At 58.6% G+C, this 24,652-nt stretch carries 22 protein-coding genes; 15 read left to right on the top strand and 7 right to left on the bottom strand.

Features of this window, described 5'->3' with window-relative positions; translation table 11 throughout:
• Positions 1-39: 39 nt before the first annotated feature.
• The 3 genes from KT71_RS18660 to KT71_RS18650 all read left to right on the top strand — a co-directional run bounded on the left by KT71_RS18660 (position 40) and on the right by KT71_RS18650 (position 3,965).
• Positions 40-3,060, top strand: a complete 3,021-nt coding sequence (locus KT71_RS18660) for a Tn3 family transposase (protein ID WP_008293723.1) — start codon at positions 40-42, stop codon at positions 3,058-3,060.
• A 109-nt stretch (positions 3,061-3,169) separates the two neighbouring features.
• A complete protein-coding gene (locus KT71_RS20665) occupies positions 3,170-3,436 on the top strand; it encodes a hypothetical protein (RefSeq protein ID WP_008293767.1) in 267 nt (88 codons plus the stop codon).
• A gap of 10 nt (positions 3,437-3,446) precedes the next feature.
• Positions 3,447-3,965: a hypothetical protein gene (locus tag KT71_RS18650; RefSeq protein WP_023660344.1), complete on the top strand. Its 519-nt coding sequence runs from the start codon at positions 3,447-3,449 to the stop codon at positions 3,963-3,965.
• Here KT71_RS18650 and KT71_RS18645 read toward each other — a convergent pair.
• Positions 3,945-4,691, bottom strand: coding sequence for a TetR/AcrR family transcriptional regulator (locus KT71_RS18645; RefSeq protein ID WP_008293769.1), 747 nt, complete (start codon positions 4,689-4,691; stop codon positions 3,945-3,947). The two genes, KT71_RS18650 and KT71_RS18645, sit on opposite strands and share 21 nt — an antisense overlap.
• Positions 4,692-4,816: 125 nt before the next feature.
• Here KT71_RS18645 and KT71_RS18640 point away from each other — a divergent pair, with 125 nt between their 5' ends.
• The 4 genes from KT71_RS18640 to KT71_RS18625 are packed head-to-tail and all read left to right on the top strand — an operon-like array spanning position 4,817 to position 11,174.
• The gene (locus tag KT71_RS18640) at positions 4,817-6,637 is read left to right on the top strand and encodes an acyclic terpene utilization AtuA family protein (RefSeq protein WP_008293770.1); all 1,821 of its coding nucleotides are present in this window, start codon (positions 4,817-4,819) and stop codon (positions 6,635-6,637) included.
• A gap of 18 nt (positions 6,638-6,655) precedes the next feature.
• Entirely contained in the window at positions 6,656-8,290 is a 1,635-nt protein-coding gene (locus tag KT71_RS18635) for an acyl-CoA carboxylase subunit beta (protein ID WP_008293771.1), read from the top strand.
• A 29-nt stretch (positions 8,291-8,319) separates the two neighbouring features.
• A complete protein-coding gene (locus KT71_RS18630) occupies positions 8,320-9,156 on the top strand; it encodes an enoyl-CoA hydratase/isomerase family protein (RefSeq protein ID WP_008293772.1) in 837 nt (278 codons plus the stop codon).
• Complete coding sequence (locus KT71_RS18625; RefSeq protein WP_008293773.1) at positions 9,153-11,174, top strand: acetyl/propionyl/methylcrotonyl-CoA carboxylase subunit alpha; 2,022 nt, start codon at positions 9,153-9,155, stop codon at positions 11,172-11,174. The genes KT71_RS18630 and KT71_RS18625 overlap by 4 nt, the downstream gene beginning before the upstream one ends.
• Positions 11,175-11,253: 79 nt before the next feature.
• Here the strand turns inward: KT71_RS18625 and KT71_RS18620 are convergent, their stop codons facing one another.
• Positions 11,254-11,787, bottom strand: a complete 534-nt coding sequence (locus KT71_RS18620) for a homospermidine synthase (protein WP_008293774.1) — start codon at positions 11,785-11,787, stop codon at positions 11,254-11,256.
• 146 nt (positions 11,788-11,933) lie between these two features.
• On the opposite strand from KT71_RS18620, the gene iscR reads away from it, so the two are divergent.
• The 8 genes from iscR (at position 11,934) to KT71_RS18580 (ending at position 18,795) form a co-directional block, all read left to right on the top strand.
• Entirely contained in the window at positions 11,934-12,416 is a 483-nt protein-coding gene (gene iscR, locus KT71_RS18615) for a Fe-S cluster assembly transcriptional regulator IscR (RefSeq protein ID WP_008293775.1), read from the top strand.
• A gap of 30 nt (positions 12,417-12,446) precedes the next feature.
• On the top strand, positions 12,447-13,886 hold the full coding sequence (sufB, locus tag KT71_RS18610) for a Fe-S cluster assembly protein SufB (RefSeq protein WP_008293776.1): 1,440 nt from the start codon (positions 12,447-12,449) through the stop codon (positions 13,884-13,886).
• A gap of 39 nt (positions 13,887-13,925) precedes the next feature.
• On the top strand, positions 13,926-14,675 hold the full coding sequence (gene sufC / locus KT71_RS18605; protein ID WP_008293777.1) for a Fe-S cluster assembly ATPase SufC: 750 nt from the start codon (positions 13,926-13,928) through the stop codon (positions 14,673-14,675).
• The gene (gene sufD, locus KT71_RS18600; protein WP_008293778.1) at positions 14,675-15,982 is read left to right on the top strand and encodes a Fe-S cluster assembly protein SufD; all 1,308 of its coding nucleotides are present in this window, start codon (positions 14,675-14,677) and stop codon (positions 15,980-15,982) included. The genes sufC and sufD overlap by 1 nt, the downstream gene beginning before the upstream one ends.
• Complete coding sequence (locus KT71_RS18595; protein WP_008293779.1) at positions 15,979-17,244, top strand: cysteine desulfurase; 1,266 nt, start codon at positions 15,979-15,981, stop codon at positions 17,242-17,244. Before sufD ends, KT71_RS18595 begins: the two co-directional genes overlap by 4 nt.
• A 61-nt stretch (positions 17,245-17,305) precedes the next feature.
• Positions 17,306-17,659, top strand: a complete 354-nt coding sequence (locus tag KT71_RS18590; RefSeq protein WP_023660343.1) for a HesB/IscA family protein — start codon at positions 17,306-17,308, stop codon at positions 17,657-17,659.
• A gap of 3 nt (positions 17,660-17,662) precedes the next feature.
• Positions 17,663-18,205, top strand: a complete 543-nt coding sequence (gene sufT, locus KT71_RS18585; protein ID WP_008293781.1) for a putative Fe-S cluster assembly protein SufT — start codon at positions 17,663-17,665, stop codon at positions 18,203-18,205.
• Positions 18,206-18,330: 125 nt separating this feature from the next.
• Positions 18,331-18,795 (top strand): SufE family protein, encoded by a 465-nt coding sequence (locus KT71_RS18580; RefSeq protein ID WP_008293783.1) that lies wholly within the window; start codon positions 18,331-18,333, stop codon positions 18,793-18,795.
• 50 nt (positions 18,796-18,845) lie between these two features.
• On the opposite strand, the gene KT71_RS18575 is transcribed toward KT71_RS18580, so the two are convergent.
• From KT71_RS18575 to KT71_RS18555, 5 genes are all read right to left on the bottom strand, one after another.
• A complete protein-coding gene (locus tag KT71_RS18575) occupies positions 18,846-20,072 on the bottom strand; it encodes a cation:proton antiporter (RefSeq protein WP_008293784.1) in 1,227 nt (408 codons plus the stop codon).
• Positions 20,069-21,610 carry an FMN-binding glutamate synthase family protein gene (locus KT71_RS18570; RefSeq protein ID WP_008293785.1) on the bottom strand — a complete coding sequence of 514 codons (1,542 nt, stop codon included), beginning with the start codon at positions 21,608-21,610 and terminating at the stop codon, positions 20,069-20,071. Before KT71_RS18570 ends, KT71_RS18575 begins: the two co-directional genes overlap by 4 nt.
• Positions 21,611-21,922: 312 nt before the next feature.
• A complete protein-coding gene (locus tag KT71_RS18565; RefSeq protein WP_023660342.1) occupies positions 21,923-22,378 on the bottom strand; it encodes an Hsp20 family protein in 456 nt (151 codons plus the stop codon).
• Positions 22,379-22,490: 112 nt separating this feature from the next.
• Positions 22,491-23,672 carry a formate-dependent phosphoribosylglycinamide formyltransferase gene (gene purT, locus KT71_RS18560; RefSeq protein ID WP_008293787.1) on the bottom strand — a complete coding sequence of 394 codons (1,182 nt, stop codon included), beginning with the start codon at positions 23,670-23,672 and terminating at the stop codon, positions 22,491-22,493.
• A gap of 52 nt (positions 23,673-23,724) precedes the next feature.
• Positions 23,725-24,576, bottom strand: coding sequence for a class I SAM-dependent methyltransferase (locus KT71_RS18555; RefSeq protein ID WP_008293788.1), 852 nt, complete (start codon positions 24,574-24,576; stop codon positions 23,725-23,727).
• Between the last annotated feature and the right edge of the window lie 76 nt (positions 24,577-24,652).

Genomic DNA, 24,652 nt, shown 5'->3' with positions numbered 1-24,652 from the left:
TGAGAAATTCGGTATCTTCTTCGACCTTTAGGTCAAAGAATGAGCAGAAACAAGCGGCTATCAATCCTCACTGCTGCCGAGGTCGAGGATCTATATGGCGTCCCATCCTTCAATGAGTCATACCAGCGATTCTACTTTATGCTGAATGACAAAGAACTAGCGGAGATATCGAGAATAAGGCAACGCAAATATCGTTGTGTGGCGATTGCTTTGCTGGGCTACTTCAAATGCAAACCGGTCCTGCTTAACCCAAGGTACAAATCAATGCAGGACGACTTGGTATTCATAGCCCGATTTCACTATAGGGACCTTACCTTCAGGCGTTTTAGCCTGAAACCTGACCAAAAATCCCGTATCTATGCGCGTGTTCTATCGATCGTCGGCGTCAGCAACTGGAACGATAAAAGACATCAGCCACAGCTTGTCGAGCACTTGTGTACCTGTGCTGAAAGCTGGGTGGAGCCCCGAGCAGTCTTTGACGCTGCAATCGAATATTTGGCTCGCCAGAAAATCGCAATTCCCGCCTATAGTACGCTGCAGAAGATCGTCAGTCAGGTTATTGGCCAGCACCAGAAACGATTGCATGACCAGATCGACGCCGCTTGCAGCCAAGGTCTATCAACTATGTTGCTCACACTGGTTTCCGGTGAAGGCCAGTTTACATTCCAGCAACTACGCCAGAGCGCCCGCAATTTTACCGGCACCGAGTTGCAAAAAGAAATAGCCGTGTATCACCATATTCAGCCGTGGATGACGGATGTGACGACTGTACTCGAGTCACTTTCTCTCTCTCAGAAAAACCAGCAACACTATGCCGAACGGGTTGACTACTACGGAGCCAAACTTAAACGTCAATCGCTTGCTAACCAGCGCCTGTACTTGCTGTGCTATCTGCAGTCGCGGCACCAGCAGGGCCTGGAACGTATTGCGGAAGGGTTCATACATCACCTCCGGCAAGTGAAACAACGTGCGCATCAAATGGCCCAAGAACGGGTCTATCGGGATTGGCAAAAGGCAGCTCGCAATGTGAGCAAAGCTGCTGATATCTTACACCTGTTCGTTGATGACAGCATCGATCCTGATACGTCGTTTCAAGCTGTACAGCAACGGGCGTTCCAGTTTCTCAATGTCAGCGACCTGAACTCAGTCTGCCGATACCTGAGTAATCAGAAACAGTCGGCGGAGGAGGCATTTTGGCAGCACCTGGATACGGAGTCCACATTGCGAGCCGGACTGTTGCGTTCGCTCTTTTGCTGTCTGCGTTTTGACGGTACCGACAAAACGCGGCGGTTAGCCGGGGCCCTGGCCCAAGCTCGGTTGGATTTGGTCGCCGGTAATAGGCTCGGCGATGTCAGCATTGATCAGCGTTTACTACCGAAAGCCACACGGCCATTGCTGTCGAAACCCGATGGCAGTATAGACAAATCCAAGTATGAATGGTTTTTGTATCTGCAGATACCCAACCGCTTAAACGGCCAGTTGACGCTGCCGGAAGTCATTCGATATCGGGCGTTAGAGGATGATCTCGTGAAGCCAGAGATCTGGAAAAACCAGAAGGGGTCCTTGGTGGAGGGCACTCAGCAACCCAATATCAGCGAGGATCCGAAACGTCTGATTCCACGCATGGCGGATGAGCTGACCCTTCGGTTGCACGAAGTCAGCCACTATTTGGAGCGTTCAGATACCAGGGACGTAATTTTGCGACCGAAAGACGGCAAACATCACTGGCGGCTGCCTACAGCCAGCAAGAAGCACCTAGTGAATAACCCGTTCTTCCAGCAAATGAAAGCGGTCAGCATCGCCGATGTATTGCGCGTAGTGGATCGGGATACCGGGTTCATTGACGACTTCCAACATGTGCTGGGCTTGAGCTCGAAAAGCCGTCAGTACGAAGTGGATCTGCTGGCGATACTGATTGCCAATGCCACTAATCAGGGCATCTATGGCATCGCGCAGATTTCTGACTGCACCTATGAACAACTCAGCACTATCCAAGCGAACTACCTTCGGTTGGAAACCCTGAATGCGTCCAATGACCGCATCAACAACGCCACTACACGACTGAGTATCTTCAAGCACTACAACATTCAGGAAGATATTCTGCACGCCAGTGCCGATGGTCAGAAGTTCGAAGCCAAACGCGAGACATTCCGCACGCGGTACTCCTCAAAATACTTCGGGACCAGCAAAGGCGTGTCCGCGGTCAGTCTGAATGCCAATCATATGGCCATCAATGCCCGGGTAATCGGGGCCAATGAGCATGAATCCCATTACATCTTTGACCTGTTGATGAACAACAGTACTGAGATAGTCCCCGACATGCTCTCAACTGACACTCATGGAGTAAACCATGTGAACTTTGCCCTGCTCGACCTGTTCGGATATCGGTTCGCACCTCGATATGCCCAGGTCGGCAGGGTCATCAATGAACTATTCAACATCACCGAAGACAAGAACCAGCAAGTGCATATATCGTTGCGCAAGCCGATCAACACGCAGCGTATCATGGCTCACTGGGACACCATCCAGCGGATTGCCGTCTCTTTGGCTCAGCGCAAGACCAGTCAGGCCAGGTTAGTGCGTAAACTATCCGGTTACAAGCACAATCACCCATTACTGGAGGCATTGACCGAATATAACCGGCTGCTGAAAGCCCAATATCTGCTGAACTACATTGACGACGCCAGCCTTAGAAATCACGTTCAGCGAGCGTTGAACCGGGGTGAAGCCTATCACCAGCTGAGACGGGCGATTAGCCACGTCAATGGCGACCGATTCCGGGGTAATAGCGATGAGGAGATCCAGATCTGGAACGAAAGTGCCAGACTGGTGGCAAATGCCATCATCTACTTCAACTCAAAAGTGCTCAGTAATCTGCTGGACAGCTTTGAGGATCAAGGCAATGCAATGTCTCTGGAAACAGTAAAGCGGGCCTCACCTGTAGCCTGGGAGAATATCAACCTCCGGGGTAGATACACATTCGCACCGACAGGTGAATTGCCAAAACTTGAGGATTTAATGGAATCGATTGATGGCTACCGGCCGACAATCGATAAGTAATGGGCCTCCAGAAACCACAGCTGGCGCGGCCTGCAGCGGTTTTTGCAATATTTGGAGGCAAAATCCCTAGGACCCCACCCGGGAGCTCTTACCCGACATCGAGTTTTTCATGGATTGCCTTGAAGCCTCCGTTGAAGAATTGCTGGCCCTGCTGCCTGGGGATAAAACACCGGCGAGAAAAACGCGCGCTAAAACGGCAGCAAAAGCAAAAGCAAAAGCAAAAGCAAAGGCGAAAGCGAAAGTAAAAAGCAGCGCTAAAACGGCGAAGGCAGGAGCTCCTGCGGGGAAGCGTCCCGCGGCGGCAAAACGAGTGGCGGCTAAAAAGCCTGCGCCGCGGAAACAATCTTCCTCGGGCAAACAAGCCCGTTCCTCCTAGGAGAAAGGCCATGCAGACACGGCGATGGTGGAGCACAGCGATGAGCAAAGCGCTTTGGAGCGCTCTTCTCGCGCTCTGCCTGTTCGGGACCGCGAGTGCCCAGAACCTTTTTCTGACCCTGGCGAATCAGCCCCCGACCAGCGGGATCGTGACCACCCGGGATAACAGCAGTCTCACCCTAACGGCCATGTCCGGCAGTCGTGTCAGCTTTGCGCGGGCCAGCGGCCGGGACTATCAGCTCCAGGCCAGCGGCGGTTTCTTCTGGACCCAGGTGCAGGAACAGCCCCGGGATGCGGATTCCGTGGCCCTGACGCCCACGGTACGTGAGGACGGTAGCATTGAGGTCATCGTCGACGTGTCGCAAAAAGCCGGTCAGCGGCGGCAAAGCTACAGCTCCACGCTCCTTGCCCAGCCGGGGGAGTGGTTGCAACTGCTCGGGCCCGCTGCCCAGCAACCGCGGGGAACCAAGGTTTACGGCACCCAGAGCGTCGCGGCCGAGTCATTGTTTTTACTCGTGGAGACTCCCTGAGGTTTTTCGCTCCTCCAGCAGTTCAGCGCTGCGCTCCAGGCGCCGGCTGACCGCCTCCAAACGCTCGGCGATCAGTGTCGCATCGCTGCCTTGTTGATCCGCCTCCCGAAGGCCTTCCCACAGGGGATCCAGCAGGGTATCCACGTAATCAGCCAGACCGTCTACGCCGCGATGATACATATGCGTGCGCAGGCCATACTCCAGCGTGCCAAAGAACATATCCCTCAGAGGGCGAACCTGAAGACTGTCGCGCAGATCGCCGCGCTCCATGCCCTCGCGGACGGCGCGATCCAGGTGCCCCACATAGTCGCGATTGAGACTGCGCAGCGGCGACTGTTCGCTTTGCCCCAGAAACTCCAGATCTACGCCGACGTAAACCTGAAGGAGGCGCAGCATCAGGGCATTGTCCGCCGCCAGGGATGAGACGTGATGCAGGGCGAGGGCCCGCAAGCGCCCCCGGGTATCCATGACCGTATCCAGCACCTCCGCCGCTTTTGGATTGAGCACTTCGTTGTAAAAGCGATCCAGGATGCCCAGCATCAACTCGTTCTTGCTGCCGAAATAGTGGAACACCGTGCCTTCAGATACGCCCGCCGCCGAGGCGATCTTCCGGGTGGAGGTGGCGTGAAATCCCGCAGTGGCAAACAGCCGGGTGGCGGCATCCAGGATGCCACGCTCGCGTTCCTCGAGGCGTTCCCGGGATCGTCTTCGGGCGGTATCAGTCATGGTGGGTCCCGACGGTCATCGTTCAGCACATTATAAGCCGCGAGAGGAATAATTGAGCAACACTTGATAATTATTGAGTATTGCATAACTATTCTGTTCTGGTCTCGCAAAGGTGGAAAGCAAGGATGACAGGCGACGCACAGATACGCATAGGGGGCGCCTCGGGCTATTGGGGGGATGCCGCCCTGGCGACGCCGCAGCTCCTCGCTTCGGGGAACCTCGATTACATCGTTTACGATTATCTCGCCGAAGTAACCATGTCTATCATGGCGCGGGCCCGAGCCGCCGACGACAGCAAGGGCTACGCAACGGACTTCGTGACCGCAGCCATGGGACCAAACCTCGCGGCGATTGCCGAGCAGGGGGTGAAGGTCCTCGCCAACGCCGGCGGCGTTAATCCCCGGGCTTGCGCGGAGGCTTTGCGAGCGCTCATCGCCGAGCAGGACTTAAACCTCCGGGTTGCGGTGGTGCTGGGTGATGATATTGCTGAGCGTGCGGCCGAATTCACCAGTGCGAAAGAAATGTTTTCTGGCGAGGCGTTCCCCGATCCCTCGCGAATCGCCAGTATCAATGCCTACCTCGGTGCGTTCCCTATTGCTGCGGCGCTTGATGCCGGTGCCGATATCGTCATCACCGGTCGCTGTGTCGACAGCGCAGTGACCCTAGGGGCCGCGATTCATGCCTTTGGCTGGCAGCGCAGGGACTATGACAAGCTGGCCCAGGGCAGTCTCGCCGGACACATTCTCGAGTGCGGCACCCAGGCCACCGGTGGCAATTTCACGGACTGGGAGTCTATCGTCGACTCCCTGGGCTCGGCCGGTTACCCCATCGCAACGCTTTCCCCGGATGGCAGCTTCACCGTGAGCAAGCCTGACAACACCGGCGGCCTGGTCAGCGTGGGCACCGTGGGCGAGCAGATGCTTTACGAGATCGGGGACCCCGGCGCCTATGTGCTTCCCGATGTTATCTGCGACTTTAGCCGGGTAGAGCTGTCCCAGCTGGGTCCTGATCTCGTGGCGGTGAGCGGTGCCCGGGGGCATGGTGCGCCCGGGGACTATAAGGTGAGTGCGACCTGGACCGATGGTTTTCGGGCGGGGCAGATCTGGACCATGATTGGCCGGGATGCTCCCAAAAAAGCCCGGCACCTGGCCGAGAGCATCTTTGCCCGCACCGAGGAGATGCTAGCCCGGGCGGGTCTCGAACCCCTGCAGGAAACCAGTGTTGAAATACTGGGCGTGGAATCCCATTTTGGCGCAGCCGTTCGCTATTTCAGAAGCCGTGAGGTGGACGTGAAGCTTGCGGTGAAACACCCCAGCCCCCGGGGTGTGGGTATTTTTCTCAAAGAAATGGTGGGGCTGGCGCTGACAGCGCCTCCGGGCCTTGCCAGCTTTGCCGGGGCCAGACCAAAGCCCACGCCGGTGGTGCGTCTCTTCTCTCTCTTGATTCCCAAAGATCAGGTGGAGATCGTTTTGGAGCTCGATGGTGAGGTGCTGCCTGTGCACCTTGAAGAGGGGGGAAGTCCGGGCGATCTGCCCGCGCCCATGGCGCCGCCCCCGGTTCCCGAGCTGTCCCGGGACAGTGTGGCGGTTCCCCTGGAGTTACTAGCCTTTGGCCGCAGTGGCGACAAAGGCGATAAGGCCAACATAGGCATTATGGCCCGACACCCGGATTACCTGCCGTGGATTGCGGCCGCCCTGACCCCGGAAAAACTCGCCAGCTATTTTGCGCACTTTTTGAAGCCGGGGCAGTCCCGGCCCGTAGATCGCTTTTACTTACCCGGTACGCAGGCCCTGAATTTTCTGCTCCACGATGTGCTGGGGGGAGGCGGCGTCGCCAGTCTCCGCGCCGATCCTCAGGGTAAAGCCTATGCCCAGCTGTTGCTGACGGAACGTATCGACCTTCCCCGAAGCCTTGCGCTGCAGCATCAGTTACCCATTAGCGAATAACGCCGAGAGAACAATCCCATGGCCTATCAGTCACCGCCTTTTCGCTCCCAAGTCAGCACCGCTGCGGACAGCTTTGCGCGCAATCGGGAGGATCATCTTGCGCTCATTGAGAAAATGAACGGCATTCTGGAGCGTTCCCGGACCCTGTCGGACGCGGCGCGGCCCCGCTTTGAAAAACGCGGTCAGCTACTGCCCCGGGAGCGCCTGACCCGACTCCTGGATCCCGGGTCGCCTTTTCTGGAAATCGGCAATATGGCGGGCTACCTCCTGGACGATAGCAACCCGGAAACCTCGGTCCCCGGGGCAACGCAGATCGCCGGCATCGGCTACGTGTCGGGTACCCGGTGCATGATTCAGGTGGATGATTCGGGCATCAATGCGGGCTCCATGACCCGCACATCCACCCGCAAGGGTTGTCGGGTTATGGACATCGCTATCGAACAGAAGCTGCCCTTTGTGCATCTCGTGGAAAGCGCCGGTGCCAACCTCCTCGAATACGAAGTGGAAATGTGGATGGCCGGTGGCGGGATCTTCGCGCGCCTGGCAAGGCTGTCCGCCGCAGGGCTTCCCGTCGTCACCGTGCTCCACGGTGCATCGGCCGCCGGCGGCGCCTATATGCCGGGTCTCAGCGACTATGTCGTTGGGGTGAAGGGCAACGGCAAGGCCTATCTGGCGGGTCCGGCTCTCCTCAAGGCCGCCACTGGCGAAGTGGCGGACGATGCGGAGCTGGGCGGCGCAGTGATGCACTCCCAGGTCACGGGCCTGGTGGAGTACCTCGCGGAAGATGACGCTCACGGGGTGCAACTCTGCCGGGAAGTTGTGGCCCGGCTCAACTGGAACCGACGCTGTCCTTCGCCACCGGCGCAGGACTTTGAGGAACCTTTCTATTCACCGGAGGAACTCCTCGGCGTCGTGCCCGTGGATTACCGGCAACCTTATGACGCCCGGGAAGTCATTGCCCGCCTGGTTGATGGCTCCCGTTTTCTGGAGTTCAAGCCTGCTTACGGCATCACCCTGCTGTGCATGCAGGCCAATATCCATGGCATGCCCGTGGGAATCCTGTGCAATAACGGCCCCATCGATCCCGACGGCGCCACCAAGGCGGCGCAGTTTATTCAGCTTTGCGATCAGTCCGACACGCCCCTGCTGTTTGTGCAGAACATCACCGGTTACATGGTGGGTACCCAGTATGAGCATGCGGGCATGATCAAGCACGGCGCCAAAATGATTCAGGCGGTGACCAATGCGCGGGTGCCACGGTTAACACTCATGATTGGTGCCAGCTTTGGCGCGGGAAACTACGGCATGTGCGGTCAGGGCTACGATCCCGATTTTGTTTTTTCCTGGCCGAACATTCAGATCGGCGTCATGGGCGGAGAGCAGGCGGCCAAGACCATGTCGGAAGTTTTTCGGGCCGGTGCCGCGCGCAAGGGGCGGGATGTTGATGAGGCGATGCTCAGTGCCCAGGAAGAAAAAGTCATTGCGCACTATGACCGTCAGTCAGATGCCTTTTATACCTCCGGGCGGATGCTCGACGACGGCCTCATTGACCCCCGGGACAGCCGCCGGGTCATCGCCATGGCACTCCAGACCTGCTGGGAGGGTCGCCACCGGGCCGTCAGCCCCAACGCCTTTGGCGTGGCGCGCATGTGATCGTGTCCGGACAACTACAAGGAAAGCCCATGTTACCCGCTGTTGAAAATCTCCTCCTTGAACCCCGGGGCGATACCCTGGTCATCTGGTTTAATCGCCCCGAGACCCGCAACGCCCTGTCCGGGGCTATGGCCGACGAGTTGGCCGCCGTCCTCGAGGCACTCCCGAGCGCACCCTATCGCTTCGTCGTGTTGCGCGGTAAGGGCGGCGCGTTCTGTTCCGGCGGTGACTTGAAGATGTTCCGGAACGTCTTTCAGGCGGGCATGCCTCGGGATGAAATCGTGGCCTTTAATGCCGACTTCGGTCGCATGATGGTAGCGATCCGCCAGCTGCCTCAATTGTTCATCGTGGCCATCGAGGGTGCTGCGATGGCCGGTGGTCTGGGTATCGCCTGTCTCGCCGACGTGGTGGTCACCACGGCGGATGCCAAATTCGCACTGACGGAGGTCACCCTGGGGATTCCCCCGGCACAGATTACTCCCGTGGTGATTGCTCGTATCGGCGCCTCCCAGGCGCGGCGATTGCTCCTCACCGCTCAGCGCTTTGACGGTGTGGAGGCGCACCGCCTGGGTTTTGCCCATTTCGTGGAGCCCGATCTCGAAGCACTGGAATCCCGTCTGCAGTCCGTGCTCAGTGACGCCCATCGCGGTGCACCGGGGGCGATTGCCCTGACGAAACAGATCATCTCGGCTACGGAGGAGTTGGAAGGGTCCGAGCTGGTGCAGTTCGCGGCGGAGCGCTTTGCCGATGCCATGTTGGGTGATGAGGCGCGGGAGGGTATGCAGGCCTTTGGGGAAAAGCGTAAGGCGAGCTGGGTGTCTGCAACAGGCAGTGGACCCCGGGACAACAGGGGGAGCGGATCATGACTCATCCCTTCGACAGCGTCCTTGTAGCCAACCGTGGGGAGATTGCGGTTCGCATCATCCGTAGTGCACAGGCGGCAGGCTACCGCACTATTGCCGTCTACTCCGAGGCTGATGAGGATGCACCCCATGTGGCCCTGGCGGATGAGGCGGTGCTTATCGGTCCGGCTCCGGTAAAAGAGTCTTATCTGAATCCCCAACGCATCCTTGATGCCGCGGCTCGCAGCGGTGCCGAGGCCATTCATCCGGGCTATGGCTTTTTGTCCGAGAACGCCGCCTTTGCCGCGGCCTGTGTCGATGCCGGTCTGGTGTTTATCGGTCCCTCGGCGGAGGCCATCGAACTCATGGGTAACAAGGCGGCCGCCAAGCGACGCATGCTGGAGGCGCGGGTGCCCTGTATTCCGGGCTATCAATCGGCAGATCAATCGGATGATGCGCTCATCGCGGCCGCCAGGGATATGGGCATGCCCATCATGGTTAAGGCCGCGGCGGGAGGCGGGGGCCGGGGTATGCGTCTCGTGACTGCGATGGCGGATTTCCCCGGGGCCCTGGCATCTGCGCGCTCCGAGGCAGAAAACGCCTTTGGCAGCGGCGAGCTGATTCTGGAAAAAGCGGTGACACAGCCACGGCATGTCGAAGTACAGGTGTTTGGAGATGCCCACGGGAATGTGATTCACCTCGGGGAGCGCGACTGTTCCGTGCAGCGACGACATCAAAAGGTCGTGGAGGAAGCTCCCTGCCCGGTAATGAATCCGGAACTGCGAGCCGCCATGGGCATCGCTGCTGTAGCCGCGGCACAAAGTATCGACTATGTCGGCGCGGGCACCGTGGAGTTTCTTCTCGACAGCGAGGAGCAGTTTTATTTTCTCGAAATGAACACCCGCCTTCAGGTGGAGCACCCCGTCACGGAGCTGGTTACGGGCCTTGATCTCGTTGATCTGCAGCTCCATGTAGCCCAGGGGGGAAGGCTGCCCTGCGGTCAGGAAGATGTGCACCTCCGGGGTCACGCCATGGAGGTCCGCCTCTACGCCGAGGACACGGTGAACGACTTTTTACCAGCCAGCGGTCGGGCTCTGGCCTGGGAGCCACCCTCGGGCGTCGGCATACGGGTAGATCACGGACTGTTCCCGGGCCAGATGGTGTCGCCATTCTACGATCCCATGATCGCCAAGATTATTGCCTTCGGGGATGATCGCGATACCGCGCGGCGCCGATTGCTCCGCGCCCTGAAGAATACCGTGCTCTTTGGCATCACCAGTAATCGGGAGTTTCTTATCGATGTGCTCGAGCGGGAGAGTTTCGCCCGGGGAGAGGCAACCACGGCCTTTATCGAGGAGGAGTTTCCCGAGGGAGTGTCGACGAGTATCCCGGGAGAGGACGATCTCTGCCTGGCTGCGCTTCTTCACTATCTGCAGGGCGAGGAGCAGGGTCTCGAGGGGCGGGTTTTTGATGACGCGCTGCTCAATGGCACCACCGGTGCCCGCGTGATGGAGAGCATCTTCAGCTATACGGTCAACGAAGAACTCCGGTCCTTGAGCGTGCTCCCCTTGGGTGATGACCGCTTTGACATTGCTCTGGGAGACACGCGGCGGGAGCTGCTGTTGGTGGATAGCGCCCGGGACGGACAACTACGCGTGGCCATGGACGGTTTGCAGCGTGACGTCGCTTACTGCTTTATGGATCAGGGCACTCTTGCCCTGCAGTCCCGGGGCCGGATGTTTGTCCTCGCGAACGAGTTGGCACTGTCTGCGGCGGACGGGGACCGGGAGGGTTCCGGTGCCGTCCTGGCGCCCATGCACGGCAACCTTCTAACGCTGCGCGTTGCCGTGGGTGACAAGGTATCCCGGGGTGATGAGCTGGCGGTGATGGAGGCCATGAAGATGGAGCACCGGCTCCTGGCGCAGATCGACGGCGTGGTCACCGCTATTCATGGTGTGGAAGGAGAGCAAATGAGCGCAGGTGCCGTGGTACTGGATATTGAGGCGGAGGAAGAGGCTGGGGCGGAGACAAAGAGAGACTGAGCTTTCTTTTTTACTCTTTCTCCTCTTTCTCCTCTTTTACCCCCTTCACCGCCGTTTTCTCTGATGCTTCTTCGCGACGCTAGCCGTTGGTTTCCGAGCGCCAGTGTTCGTTGCTGGTATCCCCGAGGAGATTCTCCAGAAAATCCACGGCATAGGTGATGCTCGCGTCAATGTCGGGAGCGATGTCTCCTTTCGATTCATCCCTGGGCATTGGCAGGGTGAGAAGAAAGCTGGGGGGCAGGGTTCGGTTTCGACCCAGGGTTGCCAGGGCGTGCAAGATATCCCCCGGAATCACAGCGTCCGCCTCCGGCAAGATGGGCGCTTTGCCATCATCAGTGATTTCTATGAACTCAAAAGGCGCTTTTCCGTGGAGATGCGTATCAATAAAAATCGCGAGATCGTTGGGCCTCAGATCCAGAGCATGCTCCAGCCTGAGGGCATCATCCTGAATCAAGGTTAACCACCAGCTATCGGAGATGCTGCGCTCGCGGAGCTTTTCAAGAAGCGCGGAAGCGACCCTCGAGTCCGCATCAGCAGCTCTTCCGTAGGCGATGATCAGTATGCGGCGCAACTGCTTATTAGCGTTATCGGCTGCGTCGTTGCCTGCACTCATGCGGCAGTCCCCTAACAACAACGAACGCAGAGTATAGACCAAGGAAGAGCCTTAAAAACCCAGCAATGCAAAGGGTCTTATACTTGACTAAAATAGTAGGGAATGAAACACTTTGCGGCCCTCGCAGAGCACCCGAGAACCGACCTATGCGCCTTACAACAAAAGGACGATATGCCGTTACCGCCATGCTGGACCTGGCTTTGAATGAAGCTCGGGGACCTATCCGTCTGGCTGCAATTTCCGAGCGCCAAGGCATTTCCCTGTCCTATCTCGAGCAGCTCTTTGCCCATTTGCGGCGTCAGGATCTGGTGCGAAGCGTGCGTGGTCCCGGTGGGGGTTACCGACTCAAGCGCGGGGCGGAGGACATCAGCGTCGCTGATGTGATCTCGGCAGTTAATGAAGATACCGACGCAACCCGTTGCCGTGGCAAGGGGGATTGCCAGGACGGGGATACCTGCCTGACCCACCATTTGTGGATGGATCTGTCTGATCGCATCAAAGAGTTTCTTTCCGATATCAGTCTGGCGGACCTCGTTGCCCGCCGTGAAATTCAAGACATTTCTGACAAGCAGGTGCTGCGAAACTCGGCTGCGGACCAAGTGGCCGGCATCCTCGTAAGAACCGCCTGACGTCGACGTTAGATCAGTAAGGAAAACAGCATGTCACAGGAAGTTATCGACAGCCGTATCGAGAAAGAGTACTCCGCGGGTTTTGTCAGCGATATCGAGTCCGATACCCTGGCGCCCGGCCTCGATGAGGACGTTATTCGTTTTATCTCGGCGAAAAAGGGCGAGCCCGATTGGCTACTGGAGTGGCGTCTCGAGGCTTTCCGGGGCTGGCAGGAAATGGAAACACCCGAGTGGGCGCATGTTCACTACCCCCAGATTGATTATCAGGCGCTGTCTTACTACTCCGCACCCAAGAGCATGGAAGACGGCCCCCAGAGTCTGGACGAAGTCGACCCGGAACTGCTGGAGATTTACAACAAGCTGGGTATTCCCCTGCACGAACAGGAGATGCTCGCGGGCGTCGCCGTGGATGCCGTGTTCGACTCCGTGTCCGTGGCGACCACCTTTCGCAGCAAGCTGGCCGAGGCGGGGGTCATTTTTTGCCCGATTTCCGAGGCGGTGCACGAGTATCCCGAGCTGGTGAAAAAGTATCTGGGCACGGTTGTTCCCCGCCGGGACAATTTTTATGCGGCACTGAACAGTGCCGTGTTCACCGACGGCTCTTTTGTCTACATCCCCAAGGGCGTTCGTTGCCCCATGGAGCTGTCCACCTATTTCCGCATTAATGAAGCCAAGACCGGTCAGTTTGAGCGCACCCTGATTATTGCCGACGAAGCCAGCCACGTGAGTTACCTCGAGGGCTGCACCGCGCCGATGCGGGATGAGAATCAGCTCCATGCGGCGGTCGTGGAGCTTGTGGCATTGGATGATGCGGAGATCAAGTATTCCACGGTGCAGAACTGGTACCCCGGGGACTCCGAGGGCAAGGGCGGTATCTACAACTTTGTGACCAAGCGCGGTGTGGCACACAGGAACAGCAAAATCTCCTGGACGCAGGTGGAGACGGGCTCGGCAGTGACCTGGAAGTACCCCTCGTGCATTTTGCGCGGCGATAACAGTGTGGGTGAGTTTTACTCCGTCGCCTTGACCAACAACATGCAGCAGGCCGATACGGGCACCAAGATGATTCACCTGGGGAAGAACACCCGCTCCACGATCATCTCCAAAGGGATTTCCGCGGGTAAAAGTTCCAATGCCTATCGCGGTCTCGTGCGCATGAGCCCCCGGGCGGAGGGCGCTCGGAACTACACCCAGTGCGACTCCCTGCTTATCGGTGATCGCTGCGCGGCGCATACCTTTCCCTATATCGAAAGTCGCAACCCCAGCGCCGTGGTGGAGCACGAAGCCACCACCTCGAAGGTCAGTGATGACCAGATGTATTTATGCCAGCAGCGCGGACTGGACGCGGAGAAAGCCGTGTCCATGATCGTGAACGGCTTCTGTAAAGAAGTATTCCGGGAGCTTCCCATGGAGTTCGCCGTCGAGGCCGGAAAGCTGCTGGAAGTGAGCCTGGAAGGCTCGGTCGGATAACGCGACGCCCGTCGGTGTCGTCTTAGGAGTGGTAAGAACATGTTAAAGATTGAAAACCTGCATGCGCGGGTCGAAGGCAAGGAAATTCTTCGCGGTCTGAATCTCGAGGTCGCCGCGGGAGAGGTGCACGCCATTATGGGTCCCAATGGCTCGGGGAAAAGCACCCTGGGACACGTCCTTGCCGGTCGGCCGGGTTATGAGGTTACCGAGGGCAGCATCACCTTCAACGGTGAAAACCTGCTGGAGCAGGATACGGAAGAGCGGTCCCGCGCGGGTCTTTTCCTGGCGTTTCAGTACCCCGTGGAGATACCGGGCGTGAGCAACATGGAGTTTCTGAAGGCTGCGGTAGACGCGGTGCGGGAACATCGTGGCCAGGAAGCCCTGGATGCGGTGAACTTTATGAAGCGTGCCCGGGAAGCGAGCAAAGCCGCCAATCTGCCCGCGGATTTCTTGAAGCGTGGCGTCAATGAGGGCTTCTCCGGCGGCGAGAAAAAGCGCAACGAGCTTATTCAGATGATGCTTCTGGAGCCCAGCCTCTGCCTCATGGACGAAACCGACAGCGGTCTCGATATAGATGCTCTCCAGGTTGTCGCCCAGGGCGTCAATGCGATGCGCAGCGACGACCGGGCTTTTATTCTCGTGACCCACTACCAGCGACTTCTGGATTTTGTGGAGCCTGATCACGTGCATGTGCTGTCCGAAGGCCGCATCGTGCGCTCGGGAGACAAGGATCTTGCCCTGCATCTCGAGGATAAAGGCTATGCCTGGCTCGAGGATGAGGTCGCCTGATGACGAGCTTTATGCAACAAGCCCTCGCTGAGGCGAGCCGCCAGGTGCCTCACTGGTTGCAGTCCGTGCAGGCGCGAGGTCTCTCCCTCTGGCAAGAGGCAGACCTCCCCACGCGACGCACAGAGAACTGGAAGTACACCGGTCTCAACGTCCTTCGGGACGATTATCACTTGGCCGATGGCAGCCTCACCCTCGATGCGCTCCCCGATAAATGGGCCGCGGGTTGCGGCGGTACCCGTCTTGTTTTCGTTGATGGTATCTATCAATCGGCCCTTTCAACGGCAGCGTCTGCCGACGGGGTCAGGGTTTGTCGTTTTGAGGACGCCGACGAGGAGCAGTCGGCGAAAATCGCCGGGCATCTCAATGGCGCTTTGAATGTAGAAGACCATTTGTTCGCCGCCCTTAACACCGCGACCCTTCGCGATGGCGTGCTCGTGGAGATTGCCGCCAATACAGCTGCTGATGAAGCCCCCATAGAGTGCTTGTGGCTGGTGAGCGCCGTCGATGCGCCCACGGCGGCGAACCAGCGCCTGCTGGTCCTCGCAGAGTCTGGCGCTTCCGCCACGGTTGTGGAGCATTTTGCCTCTCTGGACGACGCGAAGGACAGTTTCTGTAACGGGCTGACGGAGTTGATGCTGGGACCTAACGCCAGGCTCTCGCACTACCGGATTCACGAAGAGTCAGGCAGCGCGGTGCATATCGGTGGCGTCCACGCGCGTCTTGATCGTGATGCGCATCTGGAGAGTTTCCATCTTGCCCTCGGCAGCGTGCTCAAGCGTTTTGACCTCGTGATCAATCACGCCGGGCCCGGCGCTTACGCCTCCCTCAACGGTGTGTATCTGCCCCGGGGCGATGAGCACATCGACTACCACAGCACTATTGAGCATGCCGTACCCCACTGCAGCTCCGATGAGATCTTTCGAGGCATCATCGCGGATAAGGCCACGGCCGTGTTTAACGGCCGTATTCATATCCATCCCGATGCGCAAAAGACCCGTGCGGAACTCTCCAACCGGAATCTCCTCACGAGTCCTGAAGCGACGGTGAACAGCAAGCCCGAGCTGGAAATCTATGCCGACGACGTGCAGTGCGCCCACGGCACCACGGTAGCGCAGCTGGATGAGACGGCGATGCACTATCTCCGGACCCGTGGCGTATCCCAGGCGGAAGCCGAGGTGATGCTGAGTTTTGGTTTTATCAACGAGCTGATTGACGGCCTCGGGCTGGAGGTGCTCAAGGATTATCTGCGTCCTCTCCTCGCCGCCCGTTTTGCCCGAAACTCCGAGCTCTCGAGGCATCTGCTATGAGCACCCTGAAGGCTGTTGAAGCAGCCGGTACCGCGCCAAGCTTCGATGTGGAGCGGGTGCGTGCGGATTTTCCGATTCTGGGAGAGATGATTAACGGCCAGCCTCTGGTGTATCTGGATAACGCCGCTACCACGCAAAAACCCAATGCCGTTATTGATGCCATCGCTAATTACTACCGCCATGACAATGCCAATGTGCACCGTGGCGTGCACACCCTGTCTGACCGGGCGACGCGTCACTTTGAGGATGCCCGGGAGAAAACCGCCGGGTTTTTGAACAGCCCCTCATCGCGTCAGATCATCTGGACCCGGGGCACGACGGAGGCCGTTAATCTCGTGGCCCACAGTTGGGGCGCGGATAATCTGAAGGCCGGTGATCGGATTCTGGTCTCCTGGCTGGAGCACCATTCGGATATCGTGCCCTGGCAGCTTGCTGCCGCCCGCGTTGGTGCAGAGGTCGTGCCGATCCCCGTCACGGAAGAGGCGGAAATTGATATGGACGCCTTTGACGCGCTTCTGGATGAACGGGTCAAGCTGGTTGCGGTGAATCACGTCTCCAATGCCATCGGTACGATTAACCCCATCGAAAATATCTGCGCCCGGGCCCATGCCGCGGGCGCCCTGGTGCTCGTGGATGGTGCCCAGGCCGTCGGTCATTGGGATGTGGATGTGCAGGCCCTGGGCTGTGATTTTTACTGTTTTTCCGCGCACAAACTTTTCGCGCCTACGGGCATGGGCGTGCTCTGGGGACGGGAAGCGCTGCTGGAAGCAATGACACCCTTTCTCGGCGGTGGTGAGATGATCGAAACCGTGAGTTTTGCGGGGACTACCTTTAACGGCCTGCCCTTTAAATTTGAGGCGGGCACCCCAAATATCGCGGGAGCCGTGGGGCTGGGTGCTGCCATAGACTATCTGTCGCTCATCGACAGAGATGCCGCCGCCGGGCACGAGGATGCCTTACTGACTGCGACGCTGGAGGCCGCGTCGGAGATACCGGGTGTCCGGCGTATTGGTGCTCCCAAACGCAGCGCCGGTATTTTCAGCTTTGTCATGGATGGTTGTCATCCCTCGGATGTGGGCATGTTGTTGGACGAGCAGGGCATTGCCGTACGCACGGGACATCACTGCGCGCAGCCCCTCATGTCACGCTTTGAGTTGCCGGGAACCGTGCGTGCATCGTTCTCCATGTACAACACCCTGGATGATGTCGACAGATTGATCGCGGGACTGAAAAAAGCGCAGTCCCTCTTTGGTCCCCGCTAGGCGCTGCGTATCAGAAGTCGCCGGGCGGATCAAAATGCGATGTGAATAGGAGTAATACATTGTGACTGTGGAAACATTTGAAGTAGAGGGACCCCTGCGTTTTACCGACGCAGCGTCCGAGCACTTTCGCAGCAGCCTTTCCTCGGCGGGTAAAGCCGCCGTGCGCCTCAGCGTGCAGGAAAGCGGTTGCACGGGTTTCAAGTACGTCATGGAAGAGGTGGATGCCGGCGAAGACAGCGATACACCGCTGGCCCTCGACAACGGCGTGAAGGTTTTTATCGCTGCTGATGCGCTGGAGTTTCTCCGGGGAACCGAAGTCGATCTCAGCCGCGAGGGCATCAACAAGGTGCTTAAGTTCAACAACCCCAACGTGGTCGCGGAATGCGGCTGCGGCGAAAGTTTCAGCGTAGGCTAAGCCATGTCATCCCAGGAAAGAACACTGCTCACGGTGCGCCGCGAGGTGCAGGGGCGTCTGGTACCTGTGGGCGATCCCGTCACCGTGCCCGCAGACAGCTTTGTCACTCTTACGCAATCCCTCGGCGGGAATTACACCATCGTGCACAACGGCAACATGGTGCGTATCGACGGCACGGATGCCGACGCCCTGGGTCTCGAGGGTCTGTCCCTGACATTTACGCCGCCGGAAGACGGCAAAATCAGCGAGGCCCAGCTCTGGGAAGCGCTGCACACGGTTTTTGATCCCGAGATCCCCGTAGACCTCGTGAACCTCGGACTGATTTATCGGGTGGAGATTGACCAGGATGCGCAGCGTGTTGATGTCGCTATGACGCTTACGGCGCCGGGCTGCGGCATGGGGCCAGTGCTTGTGGGTGATGTAGAGCATCGTCTGCGCATGGTGCCCTTTGTCAAGGAGGTTGATGTTGATCTGGTTTTCGATCCTCCCTGGAACCGCGACATGATGTCGGAAGAGGCGCAGCTTGAAACAGGCATGTTTTATTGATGTTTCGACGCCTTTTCGTCTCGCGTGGAAATGCCCAAGGTAGCGACCTTTTAGCTCCCAGGAATCAGCTCCCAGGAATAAGCCCCCGAGAACAAGCCCCCAGGAAATCACGGAACATCTAGCCTATGAGCGTCGCCCCCAACCCATTTGGTGTGTCTATCACCGTAGACGACATTATTGAGAACCTCGGTTTTTTTGACAGCTGGGAAGACCGCTATCGCTACATCATCGATCTGGGTCGGGAGCTGCCCGAGATGCCCGCGGAGCTCCGCAGCGAGGATCGCCTGGTCCGCGGCTGTCAAAGTCAGGTCTGGATAGATGTTGAGGAGGCCGGGGAAGCGGGGAAAGCCGGCAGCGATGATAAAGACCGCTTACAGCTCAGTGCAGATAGCGACGCGTTTATTGTTAAGGGTTTGCTGGCGGTAGTTCTCGCCGCCTTCAATAACAAAGCGCCCGACGACATTCTCGCCTTTGATATCAATGCCTATTTCGAAGAACTGGGTCTTATGCGGCATTTGTCGCCCACCCGGGGAAACGGGCTCCAGGCCATGGTGGCCCGCATTCGCGAAGAAGCTACCCGGCGTCAATAAGACGAGCAGCTAACAGGTCGGAGACCGCCGAGGGAGCGATCGTCGTAGCGTCAGTCACGCACGCGAAGTCGTCGCTCCGGCGCCCAGCGTTTGATCAGTGCAGCAGTGGTGGTGCCTTGCACCAGCAGACTGAAAAGAATCACCCCGAACACCATCGATTGAATGGTGTCTCCGTAACCGAGTTCCAGGGGTAACGCCAGGGCCAGGGCCAGAGCAATGACACCGCGTTGGCCGCCCCACACCATAATAAACTGCCAGGGCCGTGGTATTCGCCGCCCGGTCAGCCCCGTGAGGACACCGCAGGCCGCGACGGCGCAGAGTCTTGCGATCACCGCGGCACCGATGGCAATAAGCATCGCCAGCCAGTGGGCCTGGAACATCTCCAGGGTGATCACCAGCCCCATAATCACGAAAAGAATGCTGTTGAGGAGCTCGCTGGACCACTCCCAGGTATGTGTCAGCCCGCTGGCCACGGTCTCTTCCACCTCCTTGAGAAAGCCCCGTGCGATCAAGGCGGCGACCATCACTGCCATGATCCCCGAGACGTGGAAGAAGTGCTCTGCCAGAAAGAAGCTACCAAAAGCCGTGAAGAGCAGCACGATAGTGGTACTCGCCGGCCGCCCCAGCACCAGGAGTAAAATGCTGGCGAGCAGGCCCGTGACCAGACCCAGGCAGGCGCCCCCAATAAAAATGGCGGTGAACAGGCTGACACCATTGGCGTGCATCACTTCCGGCGACAGGGCCATGGTGAGCACCAGGGAAAACAGCACAACGGCTGTGGCATCGTTGAACAGACTCTCGCCCTCGAACAGCGTTCCCAGGTCGGCGGGGGCGCGGGCGGCCTTTAGCTGATCGATCACCGATACGGGATCCGTAGCCGAGAGAATGGCACCGGTGAGAAGCGCCGCCACCCAGGGAAAGCCGGCGGGGTCCTGAAGTCCCAGATAGGACAGGCCGGCAGCGATCACCGTGGTGATAACAATACCCAGGGTCGCCAGCAGCATGACGGGCCAGAGCCAGCGGCGTAGGAGCCTCGCATCCAGATGCCAGGCCGCCTCGAAAACCAGCACGGGGAGGATGATGTAAAAGACGATGTCCTGGAGGTCCTTCGCCTGCACACCGGTATCAAAACCGATGGTGGCGATGATCTGGCCCGCGACGAAACCCACGAGGATGCAGGCCAAAGACATGTCCAGTCTGCCAAAACGTCGGAGCAGCGCTGCGAGGAGAACAAGCCCTACGAGAGCAAGAATCTCCTCGACGACGATGGCGATCATGGATTGGCTCTACTCAACAGCTCTTTGTATTCCGTGCGAATGGGACGCTGGGGAAAACGCTCGGTCATATTATGGGAGGCGCCACCCGCTTCAATGATTCGCACATGGGCGCGCTCCAGACCCCGGGGTTCCGGTGCGCCGCAGGAGTGGGCAATGACACCCACGCCCCGGGCCACGGCTTTTGCATAGGCCGCTACCCGCTTGCGTTTGTCCTCGGGCACCAGTCCCCGCTGAAGTTCCTTGTCATGGGTGGTGATGCCCGTGGGGCAGGTGTTCTTATTGCACTGCAATGCCTGGATGCAGCCCAGGGCAAACATGAAGCCCCGCGCCGATGTGCAGAAATCCGCGCCGCAGGCCAGGGCCCAGGCGACCTTTCCGGGATTGATCATCTTTCCCGAGGCGATGACCTTGATACGGTCCCGCAGTCCGAACTCCTGGAGGAGATCCACAACGATGGGGAGGGACTCCGTAAGCGGCATGCCCACATAGTCGATGAGCTCTTCCGGTGCGGCGCCGGTGCCGCCGTCCGCGCTGTCGATGGTGATGAAGTCCGGTGCAGAGCGAACCCCCCGCCGATGGATGGCGGTAAACAGATCCTCAAAAAAATTGAGTTGGCCCACGACCATCTTGAAGCCCGTGGGCTTGCCCGTCACCCTGCGTACCCGTTCGATCATGTCCAGAAGATCGTCAACGGAGCGCACGTCCACGTGACCGTTGGGGCTGATGGAGTCTGAGCGCTCGGGGATGCCACGAATGGATGCAATCTCGGCGGTGACCTTGCCGCCGGGAAGAATACCCCCTTTGCCAGGTTTGGCTCCCTGACTCATTTTTATCTCAAACATGCGCACCTGCTCGTAGGCTGCGACCTCCTGGAGCTTGGCGTCATCGAGGTTACCCGCCGCATCCCGCACGCCGTATTTGGCCGTGCCGATCTGGAAAACAATGTCGCAACCGCCCTGGAGGTGGTAGGGCGACAAGCCGCCCTCGCCGGTGTTCATCCAGATGCCTGCTTCGCCGGCGCCGGTGGCCAGGGCCGTAATAGCGGGCCTGGAAATGGCGCCGTAGCTCATGCCGGAAATATTGAGAATCGATGAGGTGGTATAGGGCTTTTCGCAGCTGTCGGCGCCCACGGTCACCGGTCGGGGCTCCACCGTGTCTTCCTCCAGGGTCGGGAAAGGACTGTTGAGAAAGATGATGTCGCCCTCCTGGTTCAGGGGGCGCGTTGACCCGAAGGCAACTGTGGAGTCCACCTGTTTGGCGGCGCGGTAGACCCAGCTGCGTTCCGCGCGGTTGAAAGGGAGCTCTTCCCGATCGAGGGCAAAAAAGTACTGGCGAAAGAACTCCCCCAGATGCTCAAAAAAGTAGCGGAAACGTCCCACCACCGGATAATTGCGGCGAATGGTTTGTTCCGTCTGGGTGATGTCCACAAGATACATCACGAGGATGGTCAGGCCGGCGACCACGACCAGGAAGGCCAATACCAGGGCGCTTCCCTCGATGATGCCCTGGGCCAGGCGGTGTAGTTCCGATAGTTCCATAGGGATCCCCAAGCAGGCTCTTATTATTGGATCGTTCCGCGGCACGCTAGCCCGGAATGCTTGTCTCCATGGATAGCATAATACCCCGCAGGAAGGGTATTTTTTTGATTTACATCACTGTCCCGAAGCTTGGTAAACAGCCCCGGATTTATCCCTGTTGCCCGACGCGGTGCGGGGCTGGGATCGCGGACGGGCTCAGAGTCGTTAGAGAATGGCAAAAAAAAACCGGGCTATGGAAGCCCGGCTCTTGCTTTCGGAGCGACGCAGGGCGCTCCCATGCTGCACTAAACGTGCTGTTGCATCTGCAGCATCCTAGGCGGCGTCTTTCTCCAGGAGCGCACCAGAATCAACGCCTTCAATGGCGATTTTTCTGGGCTTCATGGCCTCGGGGATTTCGCGTTCCAATGCCACGTGAAGGAGGCCGTTCTCCAATTTTGCGGAGACAACCTTTACATGCTCGGCAAGCTGGAACTTGCGCTCAAAATCCCGGTTGGCAATGCCGCGGTGCAGATAGTTGCGGTTTTCGCTGTCACCCTGATGCCGTCCGCTGATGACCAGACTGTTCTGCTCACTGGTGATCTCCAGCTCGTCTTCCGTGAATCCGGCGACGGCCATGGTGATCCGGTACTGGTTCTCTTCTACCTGCTCGATGTTGTAGGGCGGGTAGCTGGGCTTGCTGTCTCGCGCTACGGAGTCCAGCAGGGACGCCATGCGATCAAAACCAATAGCGGAATGATAAAGGGGGGAAAAATCTATCGTGTTACGCATAATCATATTCTCCATAAGAAGCAATATTGTGTATCGGGCCTCCCAATTGAGCACCCGTGTTCTTGATATGCGGACAGCTAAAAATTTTTCAAGGGCGATTATTCATTGCGAGCTAGAGGGTGATGGTCACCGCCGCAGCGGCGTTACGCGCTTTGCTTCGTGCGTTTTCCGTATCCTCACCGAGGGCAAGGGCCACGCCCATGCGCCTCCGTCCTGCTAGCTGGGGTTTTCCAAACAGCCGAAGATCGGTATTGGGCTGTCCCAGGGCGACGGCGAGATTGCCGTATTCAATGTTCTCGGAGTGACCCTCGGGAAGGATGACCGCCGATGCTGATGGGCCGTGGAGGCCGATGCCGGGAATCGGTAAACCCAGGAATGCGCGAACATGAAGTGCAAACTCCGAGAGGTCCTGGGAGATCAGGGTCACCATCCCCGTGTCGTGGGGCCGGGGCGAGACCTCACTGAAATAGACCTCCTTGCCACGGATAAAAAATTCCACACCGAAGAGCCCCTTGCCGCCCAGAGCGCCGGTGACGCGGGCAGCGATATCCTCGCACTGTTGCAGTACTTCGGGGTCCATAACGTGGGGCTGCCAGGACTCTCGGTAGTCGCCGTCTTCCTGGCGGTGACCGATGGGTGCGCAAAAGCTGACGCCGGAAATGTGCTGCACCGTGAGAAGCGTGATCTCATAGTCAAAGTCCACAAAACCCTCGACGATCAGTCGGCCCGCACCGGCCCTGCCTCCCTCCTGACCAAAGTCCCAGGCGGCCTGTATGTCCTCGCGGGAGCGGACCACGCTCTGACCCTTACCCGAGGAACTCATGATGGGTTTTACGACGCAGGGCATACCAATTTCGTCGATGGCGGTTTCGAAAGCTTCCCGGGTGTCTGCAAAGCGATAGGGTGAGGTGGCGATGTCCAGAGATTCTGCAACCAGCCTGCGAATGCCCTCGCGGTTCATAGTGAGTTGCGCTGCTCGAGCCGAAGGCACCACATTAAAACCCTCGTCTTCCAGCTTTGCGAGGGTGTCCGTATCAATGGCCTCGATTTCCGGCACGATAAAATCCGGTTTTTCCATTTCGATGGCGGCGCGCAGGCGCTCTCCATCGAGCATGGGAAAGACATAGCTTCGATCGGCAACCTGCATTGCCGGTGCATTGGCATAGCGGTCGCAGGCAATCACTTCGATCCCCAAGCGCTGGAGTTCAATGGCGACTTCTTTTCCCAACTCGCCCGCACCGCAAAGCAGTACCTTGGTGGCGGATTCGGCAAATGGGGTTCCAATGGTTGGCATGGCGTCTGATACCTTTATCTTTTGCTATTGGGGGCTTCGGGGCTTGGGACCATCAGGGGTTTTCTGCGGTTACCAGCCATACGGCGCCGGGGAGGGAGAGCTGCATGTTCTGATAGTAGGGCGCCAGTATCTCTTCAGCGGCAGCGTACACGGCTTCGCGGGTGTTCTCATCGACATCCACGAGTAGTCTCCCCACGGGACCGGTATTAACCAGTTCCCTCGCCGTGGCTTCAAAGCCGCCGCTCCCTTCCCAGTCCATGCTGACCTCATGGGGGGTTACGGCAATATTCTGCCAGCCCGCGTCCGAAAGGAGAGTCTCGACATACCTGGCGTCGGCAAAGGCGAAGGGCCCCGGGCTCCCGGGTTTGGGTGTGGGCGGTGGCGGCAGTATGGATAGCGCGGCTTTGAGGGGCAGGGCGGTCCAGGGGTTATTGGCCAGGGCCTGCCAGCAGGCAAAGGCGAGACGGCCGCCGGGTTCCAGGGCCCCTCGAAGATGCGTAAATGCCGCGGTGGCATCATCGAAGAACATTACGCCGAATCGCGAAAACAGCAGGTCAAAGCGGGCGTCGCCAAAATCATGGCGGGAAGCATCTGCTTCGACAAAAGCCACCCCTTTGCCTGCGTCACCCAGCCTCGCCAGTTCTTCACGGGCAACGTCCAGTAACGGCGCGGAAACATCGACCCCCAGGACGCAGGCCTCCGGGCCCAAACGCTTTGCCAGCATGAGGGTTTCGCTGCCGCCGCCGCAGCCCACATCCAATACGGCGCGGGCGCTGTCCACAGCAGCGTGGTTCATCAGGGCGTCGGCGACGGGGGCCAGCATGCGAGACATCATGGCATCCCGCTGAGCCCATTTGCGTCCCGCATCGCCATTCCAATAGGCGATTTGCTCTTCATTGTTCATGAGAATTCTCCGCTCAAAATCCCAAGTGTAAACCGAACCACGGAACGATTGAGAACGATGGTTTCCTGACGTATCG

The organism is Congregibacter litoralis KT71 (assembly GCF_000153125.2).
Lineage (GTDB): Bacteria > Pseudomonadota > Gammaproteobacteria > Pseudomonadales > Halieaceae > Congregibacter > Congregibacter litoralis.
The sequence above is the reverse complement of the archived record's forward strand: the minus strand, read 5'-3'. Positions and strand labels throughout refer to the sequence as shown.